Source organism: Leptotrichia wadei, from assembly GCF_007990545.2.
In the GTDB taxonomy this organism is placed as follows: Bacteria; Fusobacteriota; Fusobacteriia; order Fusobacteriales; family Leptotrichiaceae; genus Leptotrichia; species Leptotrichia wadei.
The window spans coordinates 201432-226029 of the sequence record NZ_AP019829.2 but is presented as its reverse complement, the minus strand read 5'-3'; the positions used below and the strand labels follow the sequence as shown (position 1 = coordinate 226029).

Annotated in this window: 20 protein-coding genes, 6 tRNA genes, 3 rRNA genes and 1 pseudogene; 1 reads left to right on the top strand and 29 read right to left on the bottom strand. The window is 34.2% G+C overall.

Annotated features, from left to right (window positions below; all coding sequences use genetic code 11):
* Positions 1 to 14: 14 nt before the first annotated feature.
* The 15 genes and pseudogenes from tpiA to FVE73_RS01070 form a co-directional block, all read right to left on the bottom strand.
* Positions 15 to 782, bottom strand: a complete 768-nt coding sequence (gene tpiA / locus FVE73_RS01140; RefSeq protein ID WP_018499651.1) for a triose-phosphate isomerase — start codon at positions 780 to 782, stop codon at positions 15 to 17.
* A 725-nt stretch (positions 783 to 1507) separates the two neighbouring features.
* A complete protein-coding gene (locus FVE73_RS01135; protein WP_018499273.1) occupies positions 1508 to 1993 on the bottom strand; it encodes a MarR family winged helix-turn-helix transcriptional regulator in 486 nt (161 codons plus the stop codon).
* 19 nt (positions 1994 to 2012) lie between these two features.
* On the bottom strand, positions 2013 to 3233 hold the full coding sequence (locus FVE73_RS01130; protein ID WP_018499274.1) for an AI-2E family transporter: 1221 nt from the start codon (positions 3231 to 3233) through the stop codon (positions 2013 to 2015).
* A gap of 76 nt (positions 3234 to 3309) precedes the next feature.
* Positions 3310 to 4635 (bottom strand): ribosome biogenesis GTPase Der, encoded by a 1326-nt coding sequence (gene der / locus FVE73_RS01125; RefSeq protein ID WP_018499275.1) that lies wholly within the window; start codon positions 4633 to 4635, stop codon positions 3310 to 3312.
* 250 nt (positions 4636 to 4885) lie between these two features.
* On the bottom strand, positions 4886 to 5173 hold the full coding sequence (locus tag FVE73_RS01120; protein WP_018499276.1) for an NINE protein: 288 nt from the start codon (positions 5171 to 5173) through the stop codon (positions 4886 to 4888).
* Positions 5174 to 5208: 35 nt separating this feature from the next.
* The gene (locus tag FVE73_RS01115; RefSeq protein WP_018499277.1) at positions 5209 to 5568 is read right to left on the bottom strand and encodes a YbaB/EbfC family nucleoid-associated protein; all 360 of its coding nucleotides are present in this window, start codon (positions 5566 to 5568) and stop codon (positions 5209 to 5211) included.
* A gap of 67 nt (positions 5569 to 5635) precedes the next feature.
* Positions 5636 to 5720, bottom strand: a tRNA-Tyr gene (locus tag FVE73_RS01110).
* Between the two features lie 23 nt (positions 5721 to 5743).
* Positions 5744 to 5819, bottom strand: a tRNA-Thr gene (locus tag FVE73_RS01105).
* 5 nt (positions 5820 to 5824) lie between these two features.
* Positions 5825 to 5901, bottom strand: a tRNA-Asp gene (locus FVE73_RS01100).
* Positions 5902 to 5905: 4 nt separating this feature from the next.
* Positions 5906 to 5981: transfer RNA gene (locus FVE73_RS01095), tRNA-Val, on the bottom strand.
* 40 nt (positions 5982 to 6021) lie between these two features.
* Positions 6022 to 6096: transfer RNA gene (locus tag FVE73_RS01090), tRNA-Glu, on the bottom strand.
* Positions 6097 to 6228: 132 nt separating this feature from the next.
* On the bottom strand, positions 6229 to 6819 hold the full coding sequence (locus tag FVE73_RS01085) for an IMPACT family protein (RefSeq protein WP_018499278.1): 591 nt from the start codon (positions 6817 to 6819) through the stop codon (positions 6229 to 6231).
* A 41-nt stretch (positions 6820 to 6860) separates the two neighbouring features.
* Positions 6861 to 7025: pseudogene (locus FVE73_RS01080) on the bottom strand (precorrin-6A/cobalt-precorrin-6A reductase); the annotation flags it as partial.
* A 546-nt stretch (positions 7026 to 7571) separates the two neighbouring features.
* Positions 7572 to 7985 carry a precorrin-6A/cobalt-precorrin-6A reductase gene (locus tag FVE73_RS01075; RefSeq protein ID WP_081617792.1) on the bottom strand — a complete coding sequence of 138 codons (414 nt, stop codon included), beginning with the start codon at positions 7983 to 7985 and terminating at the stop codon, positions 7572 to 7574.
* Positions 7986 to 8534: 549 nt separating this feature from the next.
* Positions 8535 to 8747: a precorrin-6A/cobalt-precorrin-6A reductase gene (locus tag FVE73_RS01070; protein WP_018499280.1), complete on the bottom strand. Its 213-nt coding sequence runs from the start codon at positions 8745 to 8747 to the stop codon at positions 8535 to 8537.
* Between the two features lie 469 nt (positions 8748 to 9216).
* Between FVE73_RS01070 and FVE73_RS01065 the strand changes: the two genes are divergently transcribed.
* Positions 9217 to 9843, top strand: a complete 627-nt coding sequence (locus FVE73_RS01065; RefSeq protein ID WP_018499281.1) for a histidine phosphatase family protein — start codon at positions 9217 to 9219, stop codon at positions 9841 to 9843.
* 340 nt (positions 9844 to 10183) lie between these two features.
* Here FVE73_RS01065 and FVE73_RS01060 read toward each other — a convergent pair.
* The 14 genes from FVE73_RS01060 to recG form a co-directional block, all read right to left on the bottom strand.
* A tRNA-Asn gene (locus tag FVE73_RS01060) sits at positions 10184 to 10260 on the bottom strand.
* A 16-nt stretch (positions 10261 to 10276) separates the two neighbouring features.
* Positions 10277 to 10389: ribosomal RNA gene (rrf, locus tag FVE73_RS01055) — 5S ribosomal RNA — on the bottom strand.
* 61 nt (positions 10390 to 10450) lie between these two features.
* Positions 10451 to 13348, bottom strand: a 23S ribosomal RNA gene (locus tag FVE73_RS01050).
* Positions 13349 to 13463: 115 nt separating this feature from the next.
* Positions 13464 to 14968 (bottom strand): 16S ribosomal RNA (locus FVE73_RS01045).
* Together the 16S, 23S and 5S rRNA genes with 1 tRNA gene alongside form the textbook arrangement of a ribosomal RNA operon.
* Before the next feature lie 312 nt (positions 14969 to 15280).
* On the bottom strand, positions 15281 to 15811 hold the full coding sequence (locus FVE73_RS01040) for an adenine phosphoribosyltransferase (protein ID WP_018499213.1): 531 nt from the start codon (positions 15809 to 15811) through the stop codon (positions 15281 to 15283).
* A gap of 45 nt (positions 15812 to 15856) precedes the next feature.
* Positions 15857 to 16309 (bottom strand): NUDIX domain-containing protein, encoded by a 453-nt coding sequence (locus tag FVE73_RS01035; protein WP_018499214.1) that lies wholly within the window; start codon positions 16307 to 16309, stop codon positions 15857 to 15859.
* Positions 16296 to 17609 carry a hemolysin family protein gene (locus FVE73_RS01030; RefSeq protein ID WP_018499215.1) on the bottom strand — a complete coding sequence of 438 codons (1314 nt, stop codon included), beginning with the start codon at positions 17607 to 17609 and terminating at the stop codon, positions 16296 to 16298. The genes FVE73_RS01035 and FVE73_RS01030 overlap by 14 nt, the downstream gene beginning before the upstream one ends.
* A 40-nt stretch (positions 17610 to 17649) precedes the next feature.
* Positions 17650 to 18129: an acetyl-CoA carboxylase biotin carboxyl carrier protein gene (accB, locus tag FVE73_RS01025; RefSeq protein WP_018499216.1), complete on the bottom strand. Its 480-nt coding sequence runs from the start codon at positions 18127 to 18129 to the stop codon at positions 17650 to 17652.
* Positions 18130 to 18149: 20 nt separating this feature from the next.
* Positions 18150 to 19007, bottom strand: a complete 858-nt coding sequence (gene folD / locus FVE73_RS01020) for a bifunctional methylenetetrahydrofolate dehydrogenase/methenyltetrahydrofolate cyclohydrolase FolD (protein WP_018499217.1) — start codon at positions 19005 to 19007, stop codon at positions 18150 to 18152.
* An 80-nt stretch (positions 19008 to 19087) separates the two neighbouring features.
* Positions 19088 to 19753, bottom strand: coding sequence for a redox-sensing transcriptional repressor Rex (locus tag FVE73_RS01015; protein ID WP_018499218.1), 666 nt, complete (start codon positions 19751 to 19753; stop codon positions 19088 to 19090).
* Between the two features lie 115 nt (positions 19754 to 19868).
* Positions 19869 to 20819 carry a methionyl-tRNA formyltransferase gene (gene fmt, locus FVE73_RS01010; RefSeq protein ID WP_018499219.1) on the bottom strand — a complete coding sequence of 317 codons (951 nt, stop codon included), beginning with the start codon at positions 20817 to 20819 and terminating at the stop codon, positions 19869 to 19871.
* Between the two features lie 65 nt (positions 20820 to 20884).
* Complete coding sequence (def, locus tag FVE73_RS01005) at positions 20885 to 21400, bottom strand: peptide deformylase (protein WP_018499220.1); 516 nt, start codon at positions 21398 to 21400, stop codon at positions 20885 to 20887.
* A 97-nt stretch (positions 21401 to 21497) separates the two neighbouring features.
* Entirely contained in the window at positions 21498 to 22382 is an 885-nt protein-coding gene (locus FVE73_RS01000; RefSeq protein WP_018499221.1) for a DMT family transporter, read from the bottom strand.
* A gap of 26 nt (positions 22383 to 22408) precedes the next feature.
* Positions 22409 to 24478 carry an ATP-dependent DNA helicase RecG gene (gene recG / locus FVE73_RS00995; RefSeq protein WP_018499222.1) on the bottom strand — a complete coding sequence of 690 codons (2070 nt, stop codon included), beginning with the start codon at positions 24476 to 24478 and terminating at the stop codon, positions 22409 to 22411.
* Positions 24479 to 24598 lie beyond the last annotated feature (120 nt).

Here is a 24598-nt window from a genome sequence, read left to right as displayed (position 1 = left end):
TAAAATAAAAACAATTATTTAGCTGCTGCATCTCCAGCTTTTATTATTACAGCAAATTTTTCAGGAATCAAACTTGCTCCTCCTACTAATCCACCGTCAATGTCTGTTTGAGCAATTAAGTCAGCTGCATTTCCATCGTTCATTGAACCACCATATTGAACTGTTACATTTTCTGCAACTTCTTTTCCATATAGATCAGTTAATAATCCTCTGATGAATGCATGAACTTCTTGAGCTTGATCTGGAGTTGCAGTTTTACCTGTTCCAATTGCCCATACTGGTTCGTAAGCAAGTATAACATTTGCCATTTGTTCAGCTGTAACGTCTTTTAATCCACCAACAATTTGAGTTTTTACAACATCATTAGTTGTTCCAGCTTCTCTTTGTTCTAATTTTTCCCCAATACATAAAATTGGTTTTAAGTCGTGAGCTAATGCTGATTTTACTTTTTCATTGATAATTTCATCATTTTCATGGTAATATTCTCTTCTTTCAGAATGTCCTAAAATTACATATTCCACACCTAAATCTTTTAACATTAATGGTGAAACTTCTCCAGTATATGCTCCACTTTCTTTAGCGTTCATATTTTCAGCGGCAATTTTAATGTTGCTTCCTGCAGTTTCTCTAGTTGCTGTTTCCAATGCAGTAAAAGGTGCTCCAATTATAATTCCTGCATTTTTAACATCTGCTACTAAAGGTTTCAATTCATTAAAGAATTTTGCTGCTTCTTTCGCAGTTTTGTTCATTTTCCAGTTTCCAGCTACTATTACTTTTCTCATAGTTTTTTCCTCCATTATTTATTTAATACATTTTCTTTTATTTTACCATATATTACTTTTTTTATCAATGCTGATACATCGAATTTTTTTCGCGAATATTTTATACTATTTCCCATTTGAATAGCAGGCTTACAAGAATCCAAAAACTCTTAATAGCAAATAATCTGAACCTCCCACGACAGTGGAAAGCGTCGTTCACATAAGTTCGCTACTACTTATGCAGTTCTCCTAATATTTTCACTCCTTAACAAGTTAAGGAGAAAAGAATATCTTGAACTTCTTGTTATCTCTAACAAGTACAGACTATATCTTATCCATAGTGTATCTCAACACCTTAGGCGAAACCACTTCCAATACCAATCGCTTGTATTGTACTCCCCTCACGAGGGATAGTCGTTGAGCTTTCCTTTTCAGGCTTAGCTGCTGATTGTCTATTATCATAATGTTTAAGATTTAACCTTGCACCATCTAGTATATTTTTTCTGCTTTCGCCACCATCACATTTATACCATATTCTCACTTAAGTATTATGTTGTGGTCATACTAGCTTTAAGAGTTCCCAGCAATTCAGTTTCTTTGTTGTACAGCTTCTCTCTGTATCTACATACAAGTTTCCCTATGCTTACTAAAATTTTTGTGCAATTCATCTCATGACTAAAGTTGCGAGTGTTCTTGCACTATTTAATAAAATATAACTTCTGTCTTTAAACAGAGTTTAAATTAATTTATATAATCCAAAAATCAAAGTCTTCACTTATTTTGTCATATTTTTTATCTTTTCCAAGTACATCTGCAAATTCCTTAAAATTTTCGCCAGTTTTTCTTAAATACTCTTCATTTCCTACAACTTCTTCTATTTTTTCTGAAATTCCATCCCACGATTTGTAAATGTCAGGTATTATTTTCAGACCTTCTTCAGTTATTTTAGTAATTGAATTTTTTCCAGACTTTTCCCTTTTCACATATCCTTTGGAAATTAATTTATCCACAAAGCGTGTAACTGTCGATGGAGCTATTGCCAATGTTTCAGATATTTGATTTACTGTAAGCCCATTTTCTTCTTCCTTCAATATAATCATCAAAAATCCGTGTGTTGGATAAATATCTATCTTTTCAAATGATTCTTCCGCTATTTTATTAACTATTCTAAACATTTTTGAAATTGAAAAATAAATACATTTTTGAATTTCCATTTTTCCTTTATTACCCATAAATTTTCACTCCCTTTTCTCATTTTCTATTTTTATTTAATTTATTATCTACAGTATATTTTTCCCAAAAAAACAGGAAAGTTAATTTAATAATGATATATGCAGGAATTGCAATAAATGCTCCTCCAATTCCAAATAAAGCCCCTCCAATAAGAACTACTAAAAGTGTCGTAATTGGATGCATTTCCACAGATTTTCCAGTAAGCCACGGTTTTACAATATTTGCTTCTACAGTTTGCACAATCGTAATTAGCACTACAATAAAAATCACTAATTTAAATGATTTTGTAAAAGCATAAAGTATAGCCGGAATCAGTCCAATAAACGGTCCAATAAACGGAATCACATTCCCAAAACCTATAATTACTGAAAAAAGCATACTGTAATCCATTTTCAAAAAATAAAATATTATAAATGATACAACTCCAACTATCATACTGTCAAGTGCTGTTACAAGAATATATTTCCCTATTGTTTCATCCATATTTTTTATAAGAACAATCAAGTCTTCTCTATCCATATTCTGCAATGCTCTTTTAACTCCATTTTCCATGTTATCATAACTGAAAATAAGCATTATTGTAAAAATAGGAGTCATAAACAGCAGACTGAATGTGCTGCTTATCAACGAAAAACTTGAACTTAATACTTTTATAACATTGGATACAATTATATCCTTAGAACTCATCAGAGAACTTTTAAGGTCAATATTATTACTTTTAAGAAATCCAAAAAAATTATTTTGAAGCTTTTCCTGATTTTTTAGCAAAAAATCAATAAGACTCGATACCTGCTTTGTAAATATTGGCACAATTGTCAAAACAATATAAAGAAAAATCACAAAAAATATAGTTAGTACAAGTAAAATTGCAAATGTACGATTTAATTTAATTCTTTTTTTCTTCTTACTCTGTGAAATTTCATTAAACAACTCTATTTTTTTTCTTTTTTCTGAATCGCTTATATTCATCTTTTCCACTTTTTCCAGCTCATTAAGTTTATCATTTTTTAAAAAAATGTCATTTTTGTTTTTTTCACTTATCATATCAATAAAAGGCATAAGACAGTATACGATTATAAACGATAAAATAAATGGAAAAATTGTACTTGTAACAAGTTTTATTTGTTTTGCGAAATTATCGTAAACTCTAAAAAATAACAAAAGTGCTAAAAGTGCCAATACTGTTACAATTAAAATATTTCTTAATTTTAACAGCTTTTCCTCATTGTAAAATTTCATTTACTTTTCCTTTCTATAACACCAGTTTCTAAAATATAGAAAATTTTTATTAAACAGTAATTCTAAATTTATAAATCTATCCAAAAGACTTTTCACTCTTCTTATTAAATACAATATCAATCGGACATCCTTCAAATCCAAAATATTCCCTCAATTTATTTTCAATATATCTTTGATAAGAAAAATGTATTAATTCTGGATTATTTGCAAAAAATACAAATTTCGGCGGTGCTTGGCTTACTTGTGTTGCATAATTTATTTTTACTGCTCGACCTTTTCTCGTTGGAACCGGATTTTGCGCTATTATTTCTGACAAAATCTGATTCAAAAGACCAGTAGTTATCTTTTTATGATATTCCTCATTAATAAATCTAGCCTGCTCTAAAATATTCAAAGTTCTTTTTCCAGTCAATGCAGAAATTGTAACAATCGGTGCATAATCTAAAAATGCCAAATCAGCCTTCACAAGTTCAGTAAATTCCTTTACGCTGTTATTATCCTTTTCAATTAAATCCCATTTATTTATAGCAATTATAATCGGTTTTCTCTCTTCATAAATCATTCCTGCAATTCTCTTATCCTGATCCGTCAAAAGCTCTGTCGCATCCAGCATAAGCACACATACATCCGCCCTTTTTATAGATTTCATTGCACGTAATACACTATAATATTCAATATCATCTTCCACTTTTGACTTTCTACGAATTCCTGCCGTATCAATTAAAGTATAAGTTTCTCCATCATATTTCAAGCTGGAATCAATCGTATCTCTAGTTGTTCCTGCAATATCACTTACAATAGAACGCTCCTCATTTAAAAGTTTATTTACAAGTGAAGATTTTCCAGCATTTGGTCTTCCTAAAATAGCAATACTAAGTCCATCTTCAGTTTGCTTTATCTTTTTATCCTCAAATTTATCAATTACAGCATCCAGCAAATCTCCTAAATTTGTCTTATGCTCTCCGGAAATTCCAATAACTTCCTCAAATCCCAGTCCATAAAACTCAAAAATATTTTCCTGATCACGCATATAATTGTCAATTTTGTTTACAGCCACAACAACTTTTTTATCCTGCTTTCTAAGTACAGTTGCCACATCTTCATCGAGCCCAGTAATCCCAGCTTTCCCATCCACTAAAAATATAATTACATCCGCTTCATCAATTGCAACTTGTGCCTGCTGCTTAATTTTCCCCATCATAAAATCCTCAGTTCGTGGCTCAAGCCCACCAGTATCCACCAGTATAAATTCTTTCCCGCTCCACTCCATCTCACGATATAGCCTATCTCTAGTAACTCCAGGCTCATCCTTCACAATTGACAGCCTGTCCCCCACTAATTTATTAAATAAGGTTGATTTCCCAACATTGGGTCTACCAACAATTGCTACTGTATGTTTCATATTTTCCTCCATTTTTCATTTTCCATTTTTTCAATAATTTTATAATAAATCCTTTTTTAAGTTTGAATATACAATATTATTTTACCATATTTTTTATATTTTTATTAGTCTTTTTTTATAATATTACAAGAAATAGTAAATAAAGGGATAAAAATTGTTAAAAATAAATTTATTTTTCTTATAAAATAAAAAAAGCTATTTCTAACTTAATTAAAAACAGCCCTTTATTTTTTAAGTATTCTTTTATTAATTAATCTGATATTCTTCCAAATTCATCAGATGGTTTTTGTATTGCGTTTACAATTTGAATAACACATATTATAAATTCAATAAGAATAATTACATAACCAACTAAAATAAAAGTTGTTAGTGTTCCTATTATTCCCGCGATTAAAAAGTATATTCCTTCTTGTTTTCTACCTGCATAAAATGCATGAATTTCAAAAGTTCCAAAAAACCAAGCTAACAAACAATAGATTACTTTATTACATTTAGGTTCTCTATTTTCTATATTCTTAGGTAAATTACTTTCTGACATAATAGCATCTACTTAAAATAATTTTATTTTTTTCACTAAAATAATCCTGGAATACTTACTCCGCCAGTAACCACTTCCATTTCCTTTTCAGCCATTTCTTCAGCTTTATCTAAAATTTCATTTACTGCATTTATAATTAAATCTGAAACAATTGTTGAATCATTTTCTTCAATTGCATCTTTTAAAACATCCAAAGAAATTGATAAATCAACTAATTTTTTTTGACCATTGGCTTTAACAGTAATTCCACCACCTGCTACTGAACTTTCTACAAATTTATCTTTCAATCCTTCTTGAATTTTTAACATTTCCTGTTGCATTACCTGAGCCTGTTTAATTATATCTTGTTGATTCCCACCTGATTTATTTCCTGCTCCTTTTATTTTTCTAACCATAGCTAATAATTCCTCCTACGAATTATAATTTTATATTTATAACTATTTTTATCTTTATAAAAAAAAATGGTGGAGAGAGAAGGATTCGAACCTTCGAAGGCTGAGCCGGCAGATTTACAGTCTGATCCCTTTGGCCACTCGGGAACCTCTCCACAACATTCTAAATTTTAAATAGTGGTGCCGCTTGTCGGACTCGAACCAACCACCTACTGATTACAAGTCAGTTGCTCTACCAGATGAGCTAAAGCGGCATAAATGGCGGAAGTGACGAGACTTGAACTCGCGACATCTTGCGTGACAGGCAAGCACTCTAACCAGCTGAGCTACACCTCCATAATGGTGGTCACAATTGGGCTCGAACCAATGACCCCCTGCTTGTAAGGCAGGTGCTCTCCCAACTGAGCTATGCGACCATAATAATCACCATTTAAATTTTATATTCAATTTTAAATTTGGTACGGCCTAGGGGGATCGAACCCCTGTTGCCAGGATGAAAACCTGGAGTCCTAACCACTAGACGAAGGCCGCTCATTCATACTCTTATCTATTTACTTTTTTAATACTCACAGACAAGAAATATGATACCATATTTAAAATTATTTGTCAACAACTTTTTTTTAAAAAATTTATATTTCTTCAAGTTTTTCTATTTTCCCTTTTTTATATTTTTATTACAATAATTTTTTGCAATCTATTTAATTCAGTTTCAATTTCATCATTCGCTGATATTTTCATCGTTACTCTATTTAAATAATTTTTTTCCAATATTTCTATTCCAAATTTTCGAGCATTTCCACTTAAAAATGCTTCAGTTTCAGATATATTTTCATAATCATAATCTAAAATAAAAATAGACTTTTTTACATACTCTACAATCCCTGCTTCATTAACAGCTAACTTTGCAGTTTTAGCATAATTTCTTATAAGTCCTCCCGCTCCAAGTTTTATGCCTCCAAAATATCTTGTAGCAACTAGTGCAACATTATAAATATCTAAAATTTTTAATATTTCTGCCATAGGTTTTCCAGCTGTATTGCTAGGCTCACCGTCATCATTATATTTAAAATATTCTTGCCCATCTTCTACAACTCTATAAAGCGGGACATTATGGGTTGCTGTTGGATGTATTTTTTTTATTGAATCAATAAATTTTTCTGCTTCAATTACTGCTGAAACTGGCTTAATATATCCAATAAATTTAGATTTTTTTTCCTCAAATTCAATTATTGTTTCCTTTTGTACACTTTTCAATCCTAATTTTCCCTTCCTTTCATAATTTTACCACTATCCAATCAATTTTCTTGACTTACAAATTCAATTAATTCTTTAATCGTATTAAAAACTGTCCCATAGTCCAATATTGGACGTTTTATTGTTAAAATAATGACTCCACATTCTTGACATGCTTGAACCTTTTGAAGTTCTCCACCTGTTTCTCCACTTTCCTTTGTAATAAGATACTGAAATCTCTCATTTTATTAGAGAGAGAGTTTAGTTCACAAAAGCTCGCTACTTCTTATGCAGTTCTCTTAATACCTTATATTTTTTTAAGATATTATTGAACTTCTTAATATTTCTATTAAGCACAGACTATATCTTACCCCGCAGCTTTACCTGTTTGGGTCTGCCCACTTCCACCAGCTTTGGTGTACTCCCTAAAGGGATAGTCGTTGAACCTTACCTTGCGGTCTTGGCTGCTGATTGCCCATTGTTCTTTTGATAAATTTTCTTTTAGCACTTAGGTTTTAACCATTTTTATTTTTTATGCCATCTGATTTATTTTTTCCGCTTTCGCAACGATCACACTTATATCTTTATATTTATATTTATTTTAAAGTAGATATTATGTTGTCGTCAAATCAGCTTTAGGGTTTTCCAGCAATTCAAGCAGTATTAGACAGTTTTTTAACTGCCTATACATACATATTTCTATATATGCTGACTATACTTTACAAGTTAATTTACAATTTTTAGTTTCAATTGTATATTTTATAGTTGTAGTTTTAATCAATTTTATAATTTTTCAATATTGCAGCATTCATATCTTTAGAAAAAGGTCCTTGCATAGCAATTATATTCTTTGGCAAATATCCAAGTTTTTCTGCATTTTGTATAGAAGTTGTTGTTGGCAATATTCTAATAAACAAATTATTTTTTTCTGCTATACCTCTTAACTCTGCTAAAGTATTTGATCCCAATGTACTCAATATATTTTTATTTTCAAATTTATTTAAAAATACATTTATTTCCTGCAAATTTTTAAACTGAAATACATTTTCAGTTCCATAATCTAATATTTTTCTTTCAAATCTTACATATTTTATTTTTCCCCCTGCTATATTCCGCTCATTCAAATAACTTATCATTGAAATAACAGTATTACTAATATTTTGTGCATATGGATGACTTGCATCAATAATTAACTGAACCTCTTAATAAAATCAAAAATTGATTTAATCTTTAGAAGTTGTTGTTCACATAGATTCGCTACTTCCTATGCAGTTCTCTTAATATCTTATATTTTTTAAAGATACTTTTAAACTTCTTAATATTTCTATTAAGCACAGACTATATCTTATCCCACAGCTTTATCTGTTTGGGTCTGCCCACTTCCACCAGCTTTGGTGTACTTCCTAAATGGAATAGTCGTTGAACTTTACCTTTCGGTCTTAGCTGCTGATTGCCCATTATTCTATTTAATTTCAGCACTTAGGTTTTAACCATAATAAATTTTATATCTTTATGCCATCCAATTTATTTTTTCCGCTTTCGCAACAGTCACACTTATATCTAAATTTTTTTCATATAAAGAGCTTTTAATAGATATTATGTTGTTGTTAAATTGGCTTTAGGGTTTTCCAGCAATTCAAGCAGTATTAGGCAGCTTTTTAACCACCTTCACATACATATTTCTATATATGCTGACTATATTTACATTGCCTTTCTTAATTTCACGGCTATGCTATTTAATCAATATTTTTTTCAAAAATTATATTTTCAATTTGCAATATACTTAATTTTTCTGAGATTACATGTATCCGCTTATCTTTAGACACATCTTCAAGCAATTTTCCACCATATTCAGTAGCTGTACTTACCATAATATCATCTTCTCTAACTTTCATAACCTCATCTAAAATAATCCTAGAATCTTTTGTTCCACCAATTATCCAAATCATCTAATTTCCCTTTCCTATATAATTTAAATTCCTCCAATTATACCCCCCCAATTTCTCTTAACATAATATAAAATATATACTAATTCTATATTTTATATTCTAAATTACTACTTTTTAATTATACCACATTATTTATTTTTTATTTATACTTATTTTAAAAATTTTAATTTATGACTTAAAATTAATATGATTCTGTTAATTTAATTATATTTGTTTTAAAATAATAATTTATATTTTTTTAGAAAATTATATAAATACCATTCTAAATTAATAAATTATTTTTTTATATCATAAATTGCAATATTAATTGCGACATTTTACCAAATTTTTTTATTAAAATATTTTCAAAAAATAAAAGTTGAAAAAATTTTTCCGATATGATATAAAATATTAAGCTGACTCGAATTTCTAAATTAAATAATAAATAATATTTTGAGTTCATATAAAAATTGAAAGGATAATAAAAAATATGGATAATGAGTTAAAACTGTATATTGTTAGACATGGACAAACTGAGTGGAATGTATTGGAAAAATTTCAAGGACAGTTAAATTCACCACTTACATTAGAAGGAATTGAAAAAGTAAAAGAAACTGCTGAAAAACTTAAAAATATAAAATTTAAAGCAGGTTACACAAGTCAAATGGGAAGGACATTCGCTACTGCAAAAATAATTTTACAAAATAATAATTATGAACAAGAAAAAACTTCAGATCAAAAATTAAAATTGAAAAAATTACCTGAACTAAATGAAATTCACTTTGGAGAATGGCAAGGTATGACATTTAAAGAAACTTTTCTTAAATTTCCCAAAGAAGCCCATAATTACTTTTATGATGTAAAAAATTACAATGCCAAAAATATAAAAGGAGAAGAATTAAAAGATGGATTAGAACGTTTTTTAAAGGGTTTAAAAAAAATTAGAGAAGAACAAAAATCAGGAAATATTCTAATCGTAACACATGGAACTGTTTTAGAATTATTTTTTAACTATATCCAAAATAAAGAAGCCGATGATTTAGATGAGCGGAAATTAATCGGTAACGGGCAATATAAAATATTTACCTTCAAAAATGGAAAATACATAACATTGTAAGATCAAATTTAATTAAAATAACTATCTATTCTTAACCAAAAATCATATATATTTTATTTTAAATTTGTTGCATTTTATTATACAATCTATCAATATATAACATTTATATTAAATATTAAAATTAATAAAACAATAATAAACATGGAGTAAAACAGTCATCACTGTCAAACTCCATGTTTTAGTATAAATTTAATTTTTTATAATTAATAAGATAAATACTATTATTTACTTTAATTATCTGAAAACAAATATCAGATTTAATCTACTAAAAGATTTATAATAAATTCATTATTTTAATAGGGTTTAGTATTAAACCTAATTTCCTTATAAATAAAAAAAATGGCGTCCCCGGTTGGACTTGAACCAACGGCCCTCTGATTAACAGTCAGATGCTCTAACCAGCTGAGCTACGGAGACACACATATTCAAAAAAGTTTGGCAACCGCCTATCTTCCCAGGACAAGTCCAAGTATTTTAGGCGCTAACAGACTTAACTGCCGGGTTCGAAATGTTACCGGGTGTATCCCTGTCGCTATCATCACCAAACTGGATATATATGCTGCCTATCAAGACAATGAGAAATAAATAGCAGAAGTAAAAGATCACCTTAAAAGCAGACGTAATATTAGTACTGGTCAGCTGAATGCATTGCTGCACTTGCACCCCCAGCCTATCAACCATATGTTCTCTATGGATACTGCGAATACTCATCTCAAAGCTGGCTTCCCGCTTAGATGCTTTCAGCGGTTATCCGTGCCAGACGTGACTACTCAGCCGTGCCACTGGCGTGACAGCTGATGCATCAGAGGTCTGTCCAACCCGGTCCTCTCGTACTAAGGTCAGATCTTTTCAGTATTCAGGCGCCTGCAGTGGATAGGGACCGAACTGTCTCACGACGTTCTGAACCCAGCTCGCGTGCCTCTTTAATGGGCGAACAGCCCAACCCTTGGGACCTTCTCCAGCCCCAGGATGAGACGAGCCGACATCGAGGTGCCAAACACTTCCGTCGATATGGACTCTTGGGAAGTATCAGCCTGTTATCCCCGGGGTAGCTTTTATCCGTTGAGCGACGGTCCTTCCATGCGGAACCGCCGGATCACTAACTCCTACTTTCGTACCTGCTCGACCCGTCAGTCTTGCAGTCAAGCTCCCTTATGCGTTTGCACTCTCAGGCTGATTTCCATCCAGCCTGAGGGAACCTTTGAGCGCCTCCGTTACTCTTTGGGAGGCGACCGCCCCAGTCAAACTGCCCGCCTAGCACTGTCTCCGTTGCCAGATTAGAATTCCGGCAGCATATGGTTGGTATTCCAACAGCGACTCCGCAATGGCTGACGCCACTGCATCACAGTCTCCCAACTATCCTATACACACACTGCCAGAACCCAATGCCAGGCTGCAGTAAAGCTCCACGGGGTCTTTCCGTCCTACTGCAGGTAGCCGGTATCTTCACCGGCATTACAACTTCACCAGGTCTCCAGCCAAGACAGCTCTCAAATCATTTCACCATTCGTGCAGGTCGGAACTTACCCGACAAGGAATTTCGCTACCTTAGGACCGTTATAGTTACGGCCGCCGTTCACCGGGGCTTCAAATCGGAGCTCTCACCCCTCCTCTTAACCTTCCGGCACTGGGCAGGTGTCAGCCCATATACGTCGCCTTTCAGCTTAGCATAGACCTGTGTTTTTGGTAAACAGTTGCTTGAGACTCTTCACTGCGGCCTGTTTCCCCTGGGAGCGTCTCTCTTCAGGTATGTCAGGCACCCCTTCTCCCGAAGTTACGGGGCTATTTTGCAGAGTTCCTTAGCTAGAGTTATCCTGTCGGCCTTAAGTTTCTCACTCTGTCCACCTGTGTCGGTTTACAGTACGGGCGCTGCTTCTCATCGATAGAAGTTTTTCCTGGCAGTGTAGGATCTGCGACTTATGCAAATGCACTTCCCCGTCAGGTCTCACGTCTAGGCGCGCGGATTTTCCTGCGCGCCCACGCTGGGCCCTTAGAAAGGCTAAACCGTCAGCCTTCTCACATACCTTCCTGCGTCACTCCGTCTCTCAAGCGATAACAGCGGTACAGGAATATTAACCTGTTTTCCATTCGCCGTCACAATTTTGCTTATGCTTAGGTCCCGACTTCCCCAGGGCGGACAAGCCTTCCCCTGGAAACCTTGGACTTCCGGCCGGCGGGATTCTCGCCCGCCTTCTCGCTACTCATTCCTGCATTCTCGCTTCTGATACCTCCAGGATGGCCTTGCGGCATCCCTTCGACGGCCTACAGAACGCTCTCCTACCAAGATACAAGGTACCTTCCGCAGCTTCGGTTTATGTCTTAGCCCCGTTACATCTTCGGCGCAGGCACTCTCGACCAGTGAGCTATTACGCACTCTTTCAAGGCATGGCTGCTTCTAAGCCAACCTCCTGGTTGTCTATGAATGTCCACCTCCTTTCCCACTTAGACATAATTAGGGACCTTAGCTGGCGGTCTGGGCTGTTCCCCTCTCGTCCGAGGACCTTGTCATCCACGGACTCACTCCTGAACATAATATATGGTATTCGAAGTTTGCTTGATTTCGGTAAGCAGTACGCCCCCTAGATCATACAGAGCTCTACCCCCACATATCTCAGTTCAAGGCTGCACCTAAATGCATTTCGGAGAGAACGAGCTATCTCCTAGTTCGATTGGCTTTTCACCCCTAGACCTGCCTCATCTCCCAACTTTTCAACGGCGGTGAGTTCGGCCCTCCACTGAGTCTTACCTCAGCTTCAGCCTGGACAGGACTAGATCACTAGGTTTCGCGTCTATGGTCGGCGACTTGTCGCCCTGTTAAGACTTGGTTTCCCTTCGGCTCCGTCTATTAACCTTGCCACCAGCCATAACTCGCAGGATGATTAACCAAAATCCACGCAGTCACCCGGAACGGGCTCCTACCGTTTGTAGGCACACGGTTTCAAATTCTGTTTCACTCCCTTGCTCAGGGTTCTTTTCACCTTTCCCTCACGGTACTCTTCACTATCGGTCAACAGCAGTATTTAGCCTTGCGTGATTTGGTCCACGCTGATTCACGCCAGATTCCTCGTGCCTGACGCTACTCGGGTGCTTCCAGTCTCCACATACGCTTTATGTTCTACAGGACTTTCACCTTCTTCGGTCCAGCTTCCCAGCTGGTTCCACTTACACATATGCAGATTAAACATTATGACAATCCGTTAATGGAAGTCCCGCAACCCCGTGCCAGCAACGCTGTCCGCTTGGCACTGGCACGGTTTAGGCTTTTCCCCGTTCGCTCGCCGCTACTCAGGGAATCGTTTTTACTTTCCTTTCCTCCTGCTACTTAGATGTTTCAGTTCGCAGGCTTGCCGTTTTCACGCATGCCCTCCAGGCATGCAGGTTTGCCCATTCGGAAATCCGGGGATCAGCGATTATGTGCATCTCCTCCCGGCTTATCGCAGCTTATCACGTCCTTCGTCGGCTGCTGTTGCCTAGGCATCCTCCGTGTGCCCTTTCTAGCTTTTTTATCCAGAATAACTTTTTTTACTCCAGTTCAGTTATAATCTTTTACCTACTATTCATTTCCCATTGTCCTGACAGATATAAAGATATGTAAAGAAGCAGTGCTTATTGCTCCTTAGAAAGGAGGTGATCCATCCGCACCTTCCGGTACGGATACCTTGTTACGACTTCACCCCAATCACTATCCACACCTTAGATGCTTTCCCCCTTGCGGTTGGACCGGCAGCTTCAGGTGCAGACAACTCTCGTGGTGTGACGGGCGGTGTGTACAAGACCCGAGAACGTATTCACCGCAGCATTGCTGATCTGCGATTACTAGCGATTCCAGCTTCATGAAGCCGAGTTGCAGGCTTCAATCCGAACTTGGACCGGCTTTGAAGGTTGGCTTGGCGTTGCCGCCTTGCAGCTCTCTGTGCCATTGTAGCGTGTGTAGCCCAGATCATAAGGGGCATGATGACTTGACGTCATCCCGCCTTCCTCCTGCTCTTCGCAGGCAGTCTCGCCAGAGTCCCCAACCTAATGATGGCAACTGGCAATAGGGGTTGCGCTCGTTGCGGGACTTAACCCAACATCTCACGACACGAGCTGTCGACAGCCATGCACCACCTGTCTCTGCGTTCCCGGAGGCACAGCCTGCTCTCGCAGACCTTCGCAGGATGTCAAGATCTGGTAAGGTTCCTCGCGTTGCGTCGAATTAAACCACATGCTCCACCGCTTGTGCGGGTCCCCGTCAATTCCTTTGAGTTTCAGCCTTGCGGCCGTACTCCCCAGGCGGATTACTTATCGCATTTGCTTCGGCACGGACACTCTTCATGCCCACACCCAGTAATCATCGTTTACAGCTAGGACTACCAGGGTATCTAATCCTGTTTGCTCCCCTAGCTTTCGCACTTCAGCGTCAGTTACCGTCCAGTGAACTATCTTCATCATCGGCATTCCTGCACATATCTACGAATTTCACCTCTACTCGTGCAGTTCCGTCCACCTCTCCAGTACTCTAGCCGCATAGTTTCCAGGGCAGGCTTGCGGTTGAGCCGCAAGTTTTCACCCCAGACTTATCCGGCCGCCTAGATGCCCTTTATGCCCAATAATTCCGGATAACGCTCGCGACATACGTATTACCGCGGCTGCTGGCACGTATTTAGCCGTCGCTTCTTCTGCAGGTACCGTCATTTTTTTCTTCCCTGCTGAAAGCACTTTACAATCCGAAGACCTTCATCGTGCACACAGAATTGCTGGATCAGGGTTGCCCCCATTGTCCAATATTCCCCACTGCTGCCTCCCGTAGGAGTAAGGGACGTATCTCAGTCCCCTTGTGGTCGTCCACCCTCTCAGGTCGGCTACCTATCATCGCCTTGGTGGTCCGTTACCCCACCAACAAGCTAATAGGACGCAAGGCTCTCCTGCAGCATTCCTTTTCATCAGGCTGGACATGAGTCCGCCTGACTTTATCAGGTTTTATCAGTCGTTTCCGTCTGTTATCCCTGACTGCAGGGCAAGTCCCTTACGCGTTACTCACCCGTCCGCCTTGGCTAGGCTGTGCAAGCACAGCTTCGCCAAAGACTTGCATGTGTTAAGCATTCTGTCAGCGTTCATCCTGAGCCAGGATCAAACTCTTCATTCAATATATTCGCATATATTTAAATTCACCTAATTAGTCTTGACGCCATCTTTTTCAAGATGCTTGACTTGTTGATTATACACTTAATTGCTTCTTTACATTATTAATATCTCTATTGTCCATGATACATTTTCGTATCGACAAGATATATATTATCATAAAAGGGATTGTTTGTCAACTACTTTTTTGAAATTTTTTTAGTGTATTGTAAAATTTGATTTGAAATTTTTCATCAAACACTATGTTTTAAGTATTTTAGACAGTTTTAAAAAAAGTACCCAATTATTAATCTTAGGCACTTTATTTTTCGATTACTTAGTATTTTAATTGAGTGTACACTTTGTAATCTTTCAACAAGTCTCTAGCTTTTAAATCAGCCAATTCTATCATAAATGCCAATTCATAAACTTTGGCTCCTAATTTTTCCACTAGTTCAACCATTGCTTTAGCTGTTCCTCCAGTTGCTAACAAATCATCCACTATTAATATTTTTGAATTTTTTTCAAAGGCATCTTTATGAATTTCTATGCTATTTTTCCCATATTCTAATGAATATTCCACACTTTCCACTTCTGCTGGCAATTTTCCAGGTTTTCTTGCAGGTACAAATCCAGCTCCGATATTATATGCAATAGCAGCTCCAAAAATAAAGCCCCTTGCATCGGCACCTACTACATAATCAATTCCCTTATCTTTATATCTATCTGTAAAATCTTTTATAATAATTTTCAATCCTTTTTTATTTTTTAAAGCTGTTGTAATATCTCTAAAAATTACTCCCTTTTCTGGAAAATCCTCTACTGAACGTACTAATTTCTTTAATTCTTCTTTTTCTTCAATTGTCATTTTATTTTTTTCCTCTTTTCTAAAATTTAATTATATTAGCATTTTTTATTCATTCCATAAACTTCCTAAATAATTTTCTATCTTTTCACCATTCATTAATTTTAATAAATTTTCTTTGATATTTGGATAAACTATCATTGTTTTTAGTTCTTCTTTTGTCACGAATTTTAAATCTGTTAAAACAGCTTCATCTCCTAATTTTATAATACTATTATTTTTTTCATTGCGGTGTATTCTAAAAAATAAATTTAAAATATGACGTTCTTTATTTGGATAGATAGTTTCTGAAAAAAATAAAAATTCATCAACTTCTATATTCATATTTGTTTCTTCCTTATATTCTCGAATTAATGCTTCCTTTGCAGTTTCACCCCAGTCATTTCCTCCACCAGGAATAAGCCAGTATTTTTTATTATTTTTATGATGCTGAATTAGTAAAATTTTGTCATCTTCAATAAGAATTCCTGCTACACGTATTCGAGGTCTAGTCTCTTCCATTTTCTCTCCTTGCTTCTTCATCATTTTTCTTTTGTTCAATAATAATCGCTCTTACTCTTTCAACACGCTTATTATCCACATCAGTTACTTTCAATATAAAGTTATTTTCCTTTACTTGATCAAAAACTTCGGCAACTTTTCCCAATTTATCCTGAATATAACCAGAAATTGTATCATATTCTTCAGACAACGGGATTTCTATTTCCAATTTGTCGTTTATTTCTTCAATGGGGGTGTCTCCTCTTATATCAAATATTTTTTCACGAATTTGTTGAATATTTTCTTCCTCCTGATCAAATTCATCTCTTATTTCACCAACAATTTCCTCAAGCAAGTCTTCGATTGTAACTATTCCCTGAGTTCCTCCATATTCATCAATTACAATTGCCATATGAAGCTGTTTTAACTTGAATTCCTCCAGCAATTCAACTAATGGCTTTGTAATTGGGACAAAATAAGCTTCCTTCATAAAATCTTTTATAGGGGGATTTTCACCTGTTTGCCTATCATAGTGAAGTAAGTCCTTCATATGAACTGTTCCTACAATATTGTCAATCGTTTCGGTATAAATAGGAATACGTGTGAATCCTTGATCTAAAATTTCATTCCATACATCTTCAATTCTGCTTTCAGCCTCCAATGCAAAAACATCTATTCTAGGAGTAAGTATTTCCTTGACAGTTGTTTCTGAAAATTCAAAAATACTGCTTATCATTTCCTCTTCGCCTTCTTCAAATACACCGCTTTCTGTTCCAGCCTTTAAAAAAGTCAAAATTTCATCTTCTGTTATCTCAAACATTTGATCCTTTACTTTTATTTTAAATATTCCAACAACAAATCTTGAAATATGTATAAACAACTGAATTAATGGTCTTAAAATAATTCTTACTGTATTTAGCGGTATTATCAATGTTTTAGAAACCCCATAAATGTTATTTCTAGCTACCAATCTTGGAACTAATTCTGAAAATAATAAAATAAAAATAATTAATACAAAAAATGAGATTCCCACATAAAAACCTTTTTCATAGATTTTTTTTATTAAATAAACTCCTGTAAAAACCATTGAAGAATAAGAAATTGTCTTTATAAACAAAAGCGTTGTAAGCAATTCATTTGGATTTTCCAACCAAAGCTTTAAAAGTTCGCTTTCCCTAGTCACTTCCTTTTCTTTTGAATCGCTTTTTAAATGAATCTGTTTAAGTGATGATAACGCAGATTCTGCAGCTGATAAAAATGATGTAAAAAACAATAAAACTAACAATAGAATAACATTCAACAAAATCCTTTTCTCTTCCAAATTTTATCCCTTCTTTTTTTATTTATATTTTTTATAATAATCATTCAATAATCATCAATGTTTGACCTTTTTTTATACTTTCGTTATCCTTCACAAAAATCTTTTTCACTTTTCCTGAAACTGTTGATTTAACTTCATTCATAAGTTTCATTGCCTCAACTATGCAAAGTGTTTGCCCTTCTGTAACAGAGTCTCCTTCCTTTACAAACGGTCCTGCTGTTGGCGATGGAGAAGCATAAAAAGTTCCAACCATTGGAGAAGTAATTTTTGTTCCTGAAATTTCTTCTGGAGTCTCCTGCTGTACTGGAGCGGTAACTTCTTCCTCTTGAACTTGCACTTCCTGTGAAATATTTGAAGATATCGCAGGTTGAGCTATTGGACTTCCAAAAATAACATTTCTTTCCTTCTTTTTCTTAGTTAATGAAATTTCAAAATCATTATCTTCATATTTTACCGATTCAATTTTGTTTTCATTCATACTTTCAGCTAATTTTTCAATAAATTTAATTTTATCCTTCATTTATTTTCTCACTTTCTTTTTTATTTAGATTTCTTTATTCTCTGTTTGTATGATTCAAATGTGTTCTTTATTAACATTGCAATTGTCATTGGACCAACTCCGCCAGGGACAGGAGTAATAAATGAGGCTTTTTTTGAAACTTCATTAAAATCCACATCTCCACATAATTTCCCATCTACTCTATTTATTCCAATATCGATTACAACAACCCCATCTTTCACATCCGAACCTTTAACTAATTTTGGAGATCCAGCTGCAGCTATTATAATATCAGCCTTTTGAAGTTTTTTAGACAAATTTTTAGTTTTTGAATTACAAGTTTGAACTGTTGCATGCTTTTGCATCAATAAAAGCGACATTGGTTTCCCTACAATGTTACTTTGACCAATTACAACAACATCTTTTCCCGTCAATTCAATGCCATATTCTTCAAACATTTGAATTACTCCAAAGGGTGTACAAGGCAAAAATCCTGTTTCATCTCCGATCATCATTTTCCCAATATTAGTCGTATGAAATCCATCAACATCCTTTTCTGCTGAAATTGCATTTATAACCTCAAGTTCATCAATATGCTTTGGAAGCGGCAGTTGAACCAGAATACCGTCTATACTGTCATCATTATTTAATTTTTTAATTTCCAAAAGTAAATTTTCCACTAAAATATTTTCATCAAGTCTAATTGTTTCAGAATGAAATCCAACTTTTTCACAAGCTCTTATTTTATTTCTCACATAAATCTTAGAAGCTGGATTTTCTCCTACTATAATTACAGCAAGTCCAGCTTTTCTGCCAACCTTTTCCTGCAATTCACCGTGTACTTCTTGGATTTTCTCCAAAGTCTTTTCTGAAAGTGCTTTTCCATCAATTATAGTCATAGCTCTCCCTTCAATATTATTTTTTATTATTCATAAAAGTCTGTAAAACCTAATTTATACAATATTTTAAACTCTTATTTTTATATTTTTTCACTTATATTATTTATTCTCCAGAAATTCAATTCCTGCAACTTCGCTGAAATATCCATATCCACAACTTTTACATTTTCACCTAGTTCCAATTTATAAGTCGTCATATTGAGTATCGCAGAAATCCCATTTTTTACAAGTCCTTCCGCTGCAATTTGTGCCTGTTCCTTTACAACTGCCAAAATTGCCATATCAATTTTCGTATTAGAATCATTTTTCATATTTTTTATAAATTCTCCTACATTTCTAATATCTTGAACAATCAAATCATTTGCAGCTATTTTTCCAATTTTATTACTATCCTTGTCAAATATTCCAACAATTTTAAATCCTTCACCTAGAACATCTAAATTTGATGAAAGCATTTCTCCCATTTTACCGTGCCCTACAATTATAATATTGTTAATTTTGTCAATTCCAAGAATTTCTGTAATAATTTCTATCAATTTATCAACATCATAACCTTTTCCACGCACACCAAACTCACCAAATGTCGATAAATCCTTACGCACTTGAGCAGAAGTGGTATTCATAATTTTAGCAAGTTCAATTGAATTTATTTCATTATCCTGTTTTCTCGCTTCCTTTAGAATAGATAAATATTCTGTCAATCTTTGTACAACTCTTTCTGAAATTTCCAATTTTTTTAACTTCATATTTCCTCCTATGAAAATTAGAAAATTATCCACTTAAAAATTATAATAAAACATTCAAAAAAATAGATTAGCTATAAATATAGCCTAACTTTCTACCCACATTTTAAGATAGACGCTATAATAACTTTTCTCCAGCTGTCATTTTACGTCCATTAATAATATCGGCTCCCCTTTGAAGCTTTTTCCCTTCAAATTTTGCCTGCAAAATCAATAGCCCACCATTTGCAACTTTCACAACAGGCCCTTTTTTATTAATAATCTCAACAACTGTCCCATTTTCTATTTCATTTCCATTTTCATCCTCATACTTTTTATCAATTTTTTCACTTTTGTAAATTTTTATATTTTCACCTTTTTCATTAAAAGTATATGCCGCCGGAAACGGATTCAATCCACGTATCTGATTATAAATGACTTCCTTTGTATTATTCCAGTCGATTTTTGCCTGCTCCTTTGTAATCGGCTTCACTAAAGTAGCCTTGCTGTCATCCTGCTTTTCCGCCTGAACTTCCCCATTTTCAATCAATTTCAAAGCCTTAGTAAGCCCATCTGCTCCTAATTCCTTCAATTTATCGTGCAAAGTTCCAAGAGTGTCATCTTCTGTAATTTCACAATATTCCCTCAAAATCACATCTCCAGAGTCAAGCCCTTCTTCAATATACATTATGCTCACTCCAGTTTCGGCATCTCCATTTAAAATAGCAGAATGAATAGGCGAAGCTCCCCGATATTTTGGCAAAAGTGAAGAATGAACATTTATTATCCCGTATTTGGGAATATCAATAATTTCTTTTGGTAAAATTTTTCCATAAGCTACAACTACAATCAAATCAGGATTTATTTCCTTAATTTTATTAATAACTTCCTCATCTTTCATTTTTCTAGGCTGAATAATTTCCACATTATTATCAATTCCAAACTGCTTTACAGGAGAAAATATTATTTTATTCCCTCTAGCATTTCTTTTGTCCTCTTTTGTAAAAATAAGCTGTAAATCAGTATTTTTAAATACAACTTCCAAACTTGGTATTGCAAATTCAGGTGTTCCCATAAATATTGTTTTCATTTAATTTCCCCACTTTCCTGACTTTTTTCAAAATTCATTTATTTTATTTAAATAAAAATAATATTCTAATCCAAGTCCCTGTAAACTCTACCTTTAGCAAAATCCTTCTTTAAAACATCCAGCTTTTTAGCAACAAGCCTTTTATTCAAAATTGAAAGCCTATCTGTAAACAAAATCCCTTCAATATGGTCAAATTCATGCTGAAATGCCCTAGCCCACATTTCCTCCAATTCTTCAACAACTTCTTCCCCATTTTCATTCAAATATTTTACTTTGATTTTTGCAGGACGATTAACCCTTTTATAAACCCCAGGAATACTCAAGCATCCTTCCTCCATATCTGCAATTTCCTCAGAAAATTCCAGAATTTCAGGATTAACAACCTTTTTTAAAATCCCGTCGTGCTCAAGCACAAAAAATCTTTTGGCAATATCCACTTGATTTGCTGCAAGTCCCACTCCATTAGCCTTTCTCATAAGAGCAACCATTTCATCCAAAGTTTCTCTTACATTATCATCAACTTCATCAACTTTTTCCGCTTTTTCTCGTAAAGTTGGATGTCCATATAAAACTATTTTCATTTTTATTTTTTCTCTCCTTATTAAACTCATTATCGCACATTTATTTTATCATATTATTTGATAAATTTTAATACAAAACATCAATTAATTTTTTATTTTATTCCTCAATTTTCTTAAATCCCAATTTAGTTTCTGATACTAGCACCGCAAAAAGCACTAATCCTGCTCCAACTGCCACTCTAAGTGATAATCTTTCACTTAATATAAAAAATGCAAAAAGTGGAGCAAATAACGATTCTGTCGACATTAAAATTGAAGCCCTCGTAGAAGTCGTATATTTTTGGCAAAATGTCTGCAGCACTGTCGGTATCGCCGTTGAAAAAATTGTCAAATAAATTATCGAAACTAGCATCATTCCAGCAGGCTTTTCAACTTTACTCACATCTGAAAAAATAAAAAAGTTTGCTACAAATAATATTCCCGCCACAAGCATTTGCATAATGACCAATTTTAACGGCTCAACTTTTTTACTAAAATATCCATTCGTTGCAATCTGCCCTGCAAAAAACACCGCACTTATAATTGTCAAAATATCTCCAAAATTAAGGTTTGCAAGATTCATCTTCCTGTCAAAACTAATTACAGCAACTCCCATCACACAAATGACTGAAGCCAGAAATGCAAAAACATCGGGACGCTTTTTATGCAGCAGCCAAAAAATATAAGGCACAATTATAACATTAATCGAAGTAAAAAAAGCATTTTTACTGGCAGTTGTAAGCATTGCCCCATAAGTTTGAAAGGCATATCCAAAAAACTGAAAAATTCCAACTATCAATCCAGCAAAAATATCATGTTTTGTAAAGTTACCAATTTTTCTAAAGAAAATCCCGTAAAGAATAAGCCCTCCCACAAGAAATCTAATCGCCGATAAATAAAATGGATCAATTCCAGTATTTAACCCAATTTTTACAAATACAAATCCAAGTCCCCAAAATATCCCCACAAAAAGCAGCCCAAAATCTGCCAAATACTGTTTCACAAAATTTCTCCTTACTATATTTCAAATTAATCTTCTGAATTATTGAAAAACTTTTTATAAATATCCATTTTCAAAAATTCATTTTCTATTTTCCCATCATTTTTTTCCAAATATTCCACCACAAAATCATGCACAAGTTTAATTTCCTTCACATTTTTTACAATATCCGTAAAAAGCATATCAGACACTCCACTTTGCCTTGTTCCTAAAATTTCCCCAGAATTACGTAATTTCAAATCTTCTTCAGCAATTTTAAATCCATCTGTTGTTTCTTCCATAGCTTTCAATCTTTTTACCGAAATTTCATTTGTCGTTTCAGATTCCAAAAAGCAGTAGGACTGATATTTCCCACGTCCAACTCTTCCACGCAGCTGATGAAGCGAAGAAAGTCCAAATCTTTGAGCATCACGGATTACCATAATCGAAGCATTTGGCACATTTACTCCAACTTCGATTACTGTTGTGGAAACTAAAATGTCAAGTTCGTGATTTTTAAACTGTTCCATGACTTTCTGCTTTTCCTTGTAGCTTTGACGTCCGTGCATAAGCCCAATTTTTCTATTTGGAAAAATTGAAATATATTCCTCATAAGTTTCCTGTGCCGATTTTACATTCAAAGTTTCACTTTCTTCAATTAACGGCGACACTATATAAACTTGCCGTCCATCCTTCATTTTCTTTTCCATAAAATTATACATTTTTTGTCTGTCAATTTCATTTTGTATCCACTTTGTCTTAATCGGACTTCTTCCAGCAGGCAGCTCGTCAATAATCGAAACATCCAAATCTCCATAAATTGTAAGTGCAAGCGAACGTGGAATTGGAGTGGCACTCATAACAATTAAATTGGCAAGATTTCCCTTATCACGTAAGAGTTTTCTTTGTGTTACTCCAAACCTGTGCTGCTCATCAATTACAATTAGTCCCAAATTTTTGAAAATTACGTTATCTTCAATTAAAGAATGTGTTCCAATTACAATATCAACAAGTCCTTCTTTTATCTCGTTCAGCAATTTTTCCTTTTTCTTTCCCTTCACACTCCCAGTCAAAAGTTCCACTCGTACATCAAGATTCATAAATTCATCTATAATTCCCAGATAATGCTGCATTGCAAGAATTTCTGTAGGCGCCATAATTACACCTTGATAATTGTTTTCAACCATATAAAGAAGCATTATAAATGAAACAATCGTCTTTCCAGAGCCAACATCCCCCTGAATCAGCCTATTTACAATCTTTCCAGCCTTTAATTCAGAATAAATCTCCTTAATCACACGTTTTTGCGCTCTTGTCAATTTATAATCCAAACTTTTTATAAATTTGCTTACAAGACTTTTATTATCTTCAAGTTTATAAATATTTTTATTTGCCTTGTCAACGCTGAAACGATTTTGCAAAATTCCCATTTCCAGAAGCAAAATTTCTTCAAGCATAAATCTTTTCCGTGCCTTGCTCTGCTTTTCCTCATTTTCTGGAAAATGAATATTCAAAACTGCTTCTTTTCTTCCAAGCAATTTTTCCTTCTGTAAAAACTCCTTTGGCAAATTTTCCTGCAGCAAATATCCATAGTCCATCAGGGCATTTTCCATAACTTTTCTGATTGCCTGCTGTCTAAGTGATTCTGTAGATGGATAAATTGGCAATATCTGCTTTTGTTCCTGTATATCAAAACTAGCCTGCTTGATTTTTTTATATTCAGGATTTACAAGCTGAAATTTCATAGTTTTTCTCACTTTTCCATAAACCGTAATCTCATCCCCAATATGAATTCCATTTTTCACAAACCTGTTATTAAACCACACAAGCTCAATCATTCCGCTATCATCACTCAAAACAGCCCGAAACATAGTCCTTCCAGATTTTATATACTGATTAGCCACATTTACAACTGTTCCCTGCAAAATCACAAATTCATCTGCCAATATTTCTCCAATTTTCTTATAGTTATTTCTATTTTCATAAGCTCTTGGGAAAAAATAAAGCAGATCATAAAGTGTAGAAACTCCCAATTTTTTAAATTTTGGAATATTTGTTTTTGTAACACCTTTTATTTTTACATTTTCCAAATTTTCATAAAGCAAGTTATATGTTTTCATAGTCATTTCCGCCTTATTTATATTACTTTTGAAATTAAATCTGTATATACTAAATCAAATTGATTTTACTATAATAATACCATAATTTGTTTAAATTTTCCATATTTTGAAAGAATAAAA